This window comes from Streptomyces sp. NPDC060209 (assembly GCF_042728155.1).
Taxonomy (GTDB): domain Bacteria; phylum Actinomycetota; class Actinomycetes; order Streptomycetales; family Streptomycetaceae; genus Streptomyces.
The window spans coordinates 1-6,816 of the sequence record NZ_JBHWZS010000401.1; the positions used below are offsets into that span (position 1 = coordinate 1).

Annotated in this window: 5 protein-coding genes; all 5 read left to right on the plus strand. The window is 70.6% G+C overall.

Features of this window, described 5'->3' with window-relative positions:
• Positions 1 to 341: 341 nt before the first annotated feature.
• Positions 342 to 1,361 (plus strand): MarR family transcriptional regulator, encoded by a 1,020-nt coding sequence (locus ACFWFI_RS39485; protein WP_387400268.1) that lies wholly within the window; start codon positions 342 to 344, stop codon positions 1,359 to 1,361.
• 183 nt (positions 1,362 to 1,544) lie between these two features.
• Positions 1,545 to 1,805 carry a hypothetical protein gene (locus tag ACFWFI_RS39490; protein WP_387400269.1) on the plus strand — a complete coding sequence of 87 codons (261 nt, stop codon included), beginning with the start codon at positions 1,545 to 1,547 and terminating at the stop codon, positions 1,803 to 1,805.
• A gap of 90 nt (positions 1,806 to 1,895) precedes the next feature.
• Entirely contained in the window at positions 1,896 to 2,543 is a 648-nt protein-coding gene (locus tag ACFWFI_RS39495; RefSeq protein WP_387400271.1) for a hypothetical protein, read from the plus strand.
• Between the two features lie 642 nt (positions 2,544 to 3,185).
• Entirely contained in the window at positions 3,186 to 4,652 is a 1,467-nt protein-coding gene (locus ACFWFI_RS39500) for an MFS transporter (protein WP_387400273.1), read from the plus strand.
• A 330-nt stretch (positions 4,653 to 4,982) separates the two neighbouring features.
• Positions 4,983 to 6,764 (plus strand): DEAD/DEAH box helicase, encoded by a 1,782-nt coding sequence (locus ACFWFI_RS39505; RefSeq protein WP_387400275.1) that lies wholly within the window; start codon positions 4,983 to 4,985, stop codon positions 6,762 to 6,764.
• Positions 6,765 to 6,816 lie beyond the last annotated feature (52 nt).

A 6,816-nucleotide genomic window follows, 5' to 3' on the forward strand; every position in this document is an offset into this window, starting at 1 on the left:
GGTCCCGAGGATCGGGGCCCGAGCGCCGGGTGCGGCCCTATCACTAGTTCGGGGAATCGAGGGATGCCTGCGGGGCCGACGCTTGAGCTTCGGGCTTCGAGGGCTGAGACGCGAGGGCCGGGGTTCGAGCGGTGTTGTTCATCCGGGGGGTAGGTAAGGGCTTTTGGGAAAACCTCCCCTCCCTCCCACCCGTCACGGCCAGCAAGTATGACTAATCGTGATCGAGTTGCAGCGGAGAGTCGCGGCTGCTTACGGTGCCCACAACGAGACGACCCCGACACGGTGTTTGGCGCACCGGCCGGGGTCTGACCCAAGATCGCGCACCCAAGAAGGACGATCTCGTGGCTATCCAGCACCCTAGCTCCGCCCCGCCCGCTCCCGCAGCCTCGCGCCCGTACCGCAAGGCGCACACCGGCTACGGCAAGCAGACCGTCCCGGCCCAAGACCCCTCCGGTGCGGTAGCTTTCGCCCTGCTGCCCGAGCGGGAGCGCTATGTCGCCGGGTATGTCGACCGCCTCCCCGACGGCGCCGCCATGGACATCAAGTCGCTGGCCAAGGACCTGCCTTTGTACGGCCAGATGGCCATCGGCACCGCGCTGCGCGCCCTCGCCGTGGCCGGGCACCTGCGGCGCGTGCGTTGCCGGGTGGAAGGGGCAGGTCAGTGCCGGTGGGTGACGCTCACCTACTGGTCCCGCACCGCCCACGACAACGAGTGGTGGATCGCCAGGCTCGCAGGTGAGGCTGCCACTGGCCCGGAGCAGGCGCCCGCACCCTCCGCCGAACCGGCGGTCGTACCCCAACAGCGCGCTGCGGAGCGACCCGGCCCGAACCCGCCCACGCCCCCGGCGCCGCAGGAGGAGCCGGACGCAGGCACCCCCTCGGCTGTCGCGCCCCCTTCCCCCGCCTACCTCACCCTCGCCGAGCTTGGCCGCAGCGAACCCCGCCTCGCGCTCTCCGCCGCCGACTGCGGCGCACTGGAACCGCTCGCCGCCGCATGGTTCGCGCGAGGTGTCAGCGCCGACTACCTGACTTCGGCGCTCACCGCCGGACTGCCCGAGCGCATCGGATCGCCCATCGGCCTGGTACGCCGCCGCCTCACCGACAAGATGCCGCCCCACCTGCCCGCAGCACCCGCACCGACCCAGGGCGGCCTCCCCGGCGCCCCCGTCCGCAGCGTTCTGGTCGAGTGCACCGACTGCGGCCGCCCCGGCCCTGCCGAAGCGCTCCCGGACGGCCTGTGCCGCCCCTGCGCGACCACGCACCAGTCGGCGGAATTGGCAGGGGCCGCAGCCCCGGCGGAGGTCGAACGCGACGTCCCTGCCCTCGTCGCGAGCCTCCGCGACCTGATGCGCACCCCCTGAGCAGTCACGCGCCGGGCCGAGTTGGGCCATCACCAGCCCGTGCAGCAGTTCGGCGTCCACGAAGTCCCCGTCCTGCGGGGGCCCGCACCGCCAGCTCAGCGGCGCTGGGGCACTCCTGGTGCCTATTTTCACCGACACAGCGACCGGAGCCGTCGAGCAGGTCATGGGAGATGTGCGGGAGGCATGGGCGAGAAGGTGATCGACGAGAACAAGGAGGAGGTGGACGACCTCACCGACGTCGAAAAGATGGCCGTGTACACCGCTGGAGAGGCGTACACGGAGACACCGGTCGACGATTTCCTCTCGCGTCACAAAGAAGAGATTGAAAGGTTGGACGCAAGGACGGAGGGCTCGTTGGCAGAGGACTTGAATGAATCCAGACTCGTGGGCTGCCAGGATGGGAACCTTCGTGCGAGGGTCCAGGGCGCCGGGCCCGAGGCCTGATCTGAGCGCATGGCACTGTCGGCGCCAACAGGTGGTGAACGGGTGGATGGCTTGAACCGAACGCGAGACCAGGGAATTGGGTGTGCGAGGGTGCGGCGGTTGCTGACGGCTGTGGGAGTGGTCCTGGTCTTGGGCGCCGGGGGCGTGGCATGCGGCGCCGGGGAGGAGGAGCACGCGCAATTCGTCGGGGCCGATGAAGTGTGCGGCGGTCTGTTCGCCGGTCCGACGGCGGCGATGCTCGAAAAGGTGACGGGGGAGAAGGTCTTCAACTGGGCGAACGGAAACGGCATGGAGAAGGTTGTGGACGCCCTCAAGGAGGGCTATGAGTCCGGCCGTTCGTGGGCCGGGGGAGCGCACCTGTGTGAGGCCGACCCGAAAGGTGGGGGTCTGGGTGACGAGGCTGGCATCTCGTTCTCCATGTACGCCCCGCAGGATGCGGAGGACGAGAGGCTCCCGACCGGCGGCGAGCTGTACACCATGGGTGTGCAGTCTTCTGTCGGGCGGGGTGGCGCATCACTCTACTTTGAATGCGTGAGTCCGCAGTTGGAAGGTTCGGACAAGACGCCGCTCCGGATCCAGGGCGGTTTCGGGCGCGGGAAGAGCGACGCGCCTGATACGCGTGAGTACCGCAATATGAACATGACCATTCTTCACACCATGGCGCTCAAGCTGGTGAAGGAACTCGACTGCCAGAACAACGGCGGTCTGCCGAAGACCCCCGTGCTCACCCCGAAGTAGAGACGTCGTGTCCCGTGCGGACTCTGCGGAGGTGCTGCGGTGTCTGCCGGGGCGGCGAAGGCGCTGTGACGCCTCCGGCACAGGGCACGGGGACGTCTGCTGCGTTTACATCCCCGGCCGCCAGGGGAACCGGCTTCCACCTTCGGATCACCTGGCGCCTTTCCGGTCAGCCTCCCATGGGGCCCCGGCGTCGCGGTACACCGCGCTGAAGATGGGGGAGTTGGCCGGTTCGGCACCGGGTCATGCGTTCGTCACCTTGGCCTGGCGGAGCGGGGAACTGCCAGGCCTCGCTCCGGCACACGTCGACATCCGCGTCTACTACGGGGCTGAACCCACGGAACCCGAAGATGACTCGAAGCGTTGAAGGACGCCTACGCGACCGTCGCCCACTCCTTCTCACTGGCCATGGCGAAGGAGCTGGGCTGCGAGAACGACGGGGGGCTGGAGACACAGCCGGCGCTGGACCCGGCGTAGCCCTGGCACGGGTACGGCCGTCCCCGCACCAGGGGGCGGCCGTACCGGCCGGGCTTCCATTCGGGCGGCTGAGGCCGCTGGAGACCCGAGTCGTACGACCAAGGGACCAGCCCCGTACCCGCCCACCGACAGGGGTCACCCGGGGTGGTGGCCCTTACTCTGGGGCTCATGACTGCCCTGGAACCCCGTGACGCCGAGGTCACTGCCGCCCTCGTGGAGACCACCGCCGACACCCCGGCGGAAGGCGTGCTCGGACGTACGTACAGGGCGCTCAGCATCGGGATCGTCTCCGTCGTCCTGCTCATCGCCTTCGAGGCGACCGCCGTCGGCACGGCGATGCCGGTCGCGGCCCGTGAGCTGCACGGCATCCCGCTCTACGCGTTCGCCTTCTCCGCGTACTTCACCACCAGCCTCTTCGCCATGGTGCTCTCCGGGCAGTGGGCCGACCGGCGCGGGCCGCTCGCCCCGCTCGCCACGGGAATCGGTGCGTTCGGGGCCGGGCTGCTGCTCTCCGGGACCGCGGCGAACATGTGGACGTTCATCCTGGGTCGGGCCGTCCAGGGCATCGGCGGCGGCCTCGTGATCGTGGCGCTGTACGTCGTCATCGGGCGGGCCTACCCGGAGCGGATCCGGCCGGGCATCATGGCGGGCTTCTCGGCGGCCTGGATCGTCCCGTCCGTCGTCGGCCCGCTGGCCTCCGGGACCGTGACCGAGCACCTCGGGTGGCGCTGGGTCTTCGTCGGCATCCCGGTCCTCATCCTCCTGCCGCTGGGCCTGGCGCTGCCCGCGATCCGGCGGATGGCGGGAGGCCCCGCGGACGCGGAAGCCGCGGCGGAGCCGTTCGACGGGCGCCGCATCCGGCTCGCGCTCGGGATCTCGGCGGGCGCCGGGCTGCTCCAGTACGCGGGGCAGGAGCTGCGGTGGGTCTCGCTGGTCCCTGCGCTGGCCGGCGCGGCACTGCTCGTACCCGCCGTGCGCGGGCTGCTGCCCCCTGGGACCGTCCGGGCCGCGCGGGGGCTGCCGGCCGTGATCCTGCTGCGGGGCATATCGGCCGGCTCGTTCATCGTCGCCGAGTCCTTCGTCCCGCTGATGCTCGTGACCCAGCGCGGCCTGTCCCCGACACTGGCCGGCCTCTCCCTGGCCGCGGGCGGCCTGACCTGGGCGCTCGGCTCGTACGTGCTGGCCCGGCCCCGGCTGGAGCCCCACCGGGGGGCTCTCATGGTGGTCGGGATGGTGCTCGTGACGCTGGCGATCGTCGCCGCGCCCAGCGTGCTGATCGAGTCGGTACCGGTGTGGACGCTGGCCGTGGTCTGGGGTGTCGGGTGCTTCGGCATGGGCATGGTGATCGCCTCGACGAGCGTGCTGCTGCTGAAGCTGTCGGCGCCGCAGGAGGCGGGGGCCAATTCGGCCGCCCTCCAGATCTCGGACGGCCTGTCCAACGCGCTGCTGCTCGCCGCGGGCGGTGCGGCGTTCGCCGCGCTCGGAGGCGGCGCGGTGGGTACGGCTGCCCACGGGGCCGTGGGCAGCGGCACGGCCACGGCGCACCCGGGGGCGTTCACGGTGGTGTTCCTGCCGATGGCGGCGGTGGCGCTGGTGGGGGTGTGGGTGGCTACGCGGGTACGGACGGACGCGTAGCACCGAGTGGTACCGCGCGGTGCCGTCCGTCCGTGGCTGGTCCGGATCCGCGGTTCACCGAGGGGGAGCTGGACGCCCCGCGCACGCGTGCCGAGGTGGAGGGATGTGTGCCGAGGGGCGCCGGACACGGCCAGGATCGCGGAGCGGCTTCCGGGCTTCGCAGGACAACCGCCTCCTGTGAAGCGGGTCTCAGCAGGGCCGGGGCACGGCTGATTCGTACGGGGTTCGGCCCCGCCCGCCGGTAGGGTGGCCCGGTTGTCGTATCGCGTACGGGCCGGTTCCGGTCCGTACGGCCAGCGCCCCACGTACCCGAGTGCCGAACCGGAGACCGTGACTACTACCGCCTCCCACCACCTCTCACCCGCCTTTCCCGGCCGCGCCCCCTGGGGTACGGCCGGCAAGCTGCGAGCCTGGCAGCAGGGCGCGATGGACAGGTACATCCAGGACCAGCCGCGCGACTTCCTCGCCGTCGCGACCCCCGGCGCGGGGAAGACCACCTTCGCGCTGACCCTCGCCTCATGGCTGCTGCACCACCACGTGGTGCAGCAGATCACCGTCGTGGCGCCCACCGAGCACCTCAAGAAGCAGTGGGCGGAGGCCGCCGCCCGTATAGGCATCAAGCTCGACCCCGAGTACAGCGCCGGACCCGTGAGCAAGGAGTACCACGGGGTCGCGATCACGTACGCCGGTGTCGGCGTGCGCCCGATGCTGCACCGAAACCGGTGCGAGCAGCGCAAGACGCTCGTGATCCTCGACGAGATCCACCACGCCGGTGACTCGAAGTCGTGGGGCGAGGCCTGCCAGGAGGCGTTCGACCCGGCGACGCGACGCCTGGCGCTCACCGGCACGCCGTTCAGGTCCGACACCAACCCGATCCCCTTCGTCGCGTACGAGGAGGGCAACGACGGCATCCGCCGCTCCTCGGCCGACTACACCTACGGCTACGGCAACGCCCTGGCCGACGGGGTCGTCCGTCCCGTGATCTTCCTCAGCTACAGCGGCAACATGCGCTGGCGCACCAAGGCCGGGGACGAGATCGCCGCCCGTCTCGGTGAGCCGATGACCAAGGACGCCATCGGGCAGGCCTGGCGCACCGCGCTGTCGCCCACCGGCGACTGGATCCCCAACGTGCTGTCCGCCGCCGACAAGCGGCTGACGGAGGTCCGTAAGGGCATTCCGGACGCCGGCGGGCTCGTCATCGCGACGGACCAGGAGTCGGCGCGGGCCTACGCCAAGATCCTCAAGTCGGTCACCGGGGAGAAGCCGACCGTGGTCCTCTCCGACGAGAAGGCCGCGTCCAAGAACATCGACAGGTTCAGCCAGGACGAGTCGCGCTGGATGGTCGCGGTCCGGATGGTGTCGGAGGGCGTCGACGTCCCGCGCCTCGCGGTCGGCGTGTACGCCACGACCATCTCGACGCCGCTCTTCTTCGCCCAGGCCGTCGGCCGTTTCGTGCGGTCCCGGCGTCGCGGCGAGACGGCGTCCGTCTTCGTGCCGACCATCCCGATGCTCCTCGACTTCGCGAACGAGATGGAGGTCGAGCGCGACCACGTGCTCGACAAGCCGAAGAAGGCCAGCGACGAGGAGAACCCGTTCGCCGAGGAGGACCAGCTCCTCGCGGACGCGGAGAAGCTCGAGGACGAGGAGACCGAGGACCAGCTGCCCTTCGAGGCGCTGGAATCCGACGCGGTCTTCGACCGGGTGCTGTACGACGGCGCCGAATTCGGCATGCAGGCCCACCCGGGGAGCGCGGAGGAGCAGGACTACCTGGGCATCCCGGGCCTCCTCGAACCCGACCAGGTGCAGCTGCTGCTCCAGAAGCGGCAGACCCGGCAGATCGCGCACAGCAGGCAGAAGCCGGCGGAGGAGGCGGACCTTCTGGAGAAGGCGGCCGAGAACCGGCCGGTGGTCACGCACAAGAAGCTGCTGGAGCTGCGCAAGCAGCTCAACACGATGGTGTCGGCGTACACGCACCAGAGCGGCAAGCCGCACGGGGTGATCCACACCGAGCTCCGGAGGGTGTGCGGCGGGCCGCCGAGCGCGGAGGCGACGGCCGGGCAGATCCAGGACCGGATCAAGAAGGTCCAGGAGTGGGCCACCCGGATGCGGTGAGCAGACCCTGACGGCCCCGGCAGGCCCAGGTGCGCGGGCGGCGCGAGTCGCC

What these genes read in the sequence shown, in the direction of transcription:
- ACFWFI_RS39500 (WP_387400273.1), top strand. Translation starts at nt 3,186, where the DNA reads ATGACTGCCCTGGAACCCCGTGACGCCGAGGTCACTGCCGCCCTCGTG.
- ACFWFI_RS39490 (WP_387400269.1), top strand. Translation starts at nt 1,545, where the DNA reads ATGGGCGAGAAGGTGATCGACGAGAACAAGGAGGAGGTGGACGACCTC.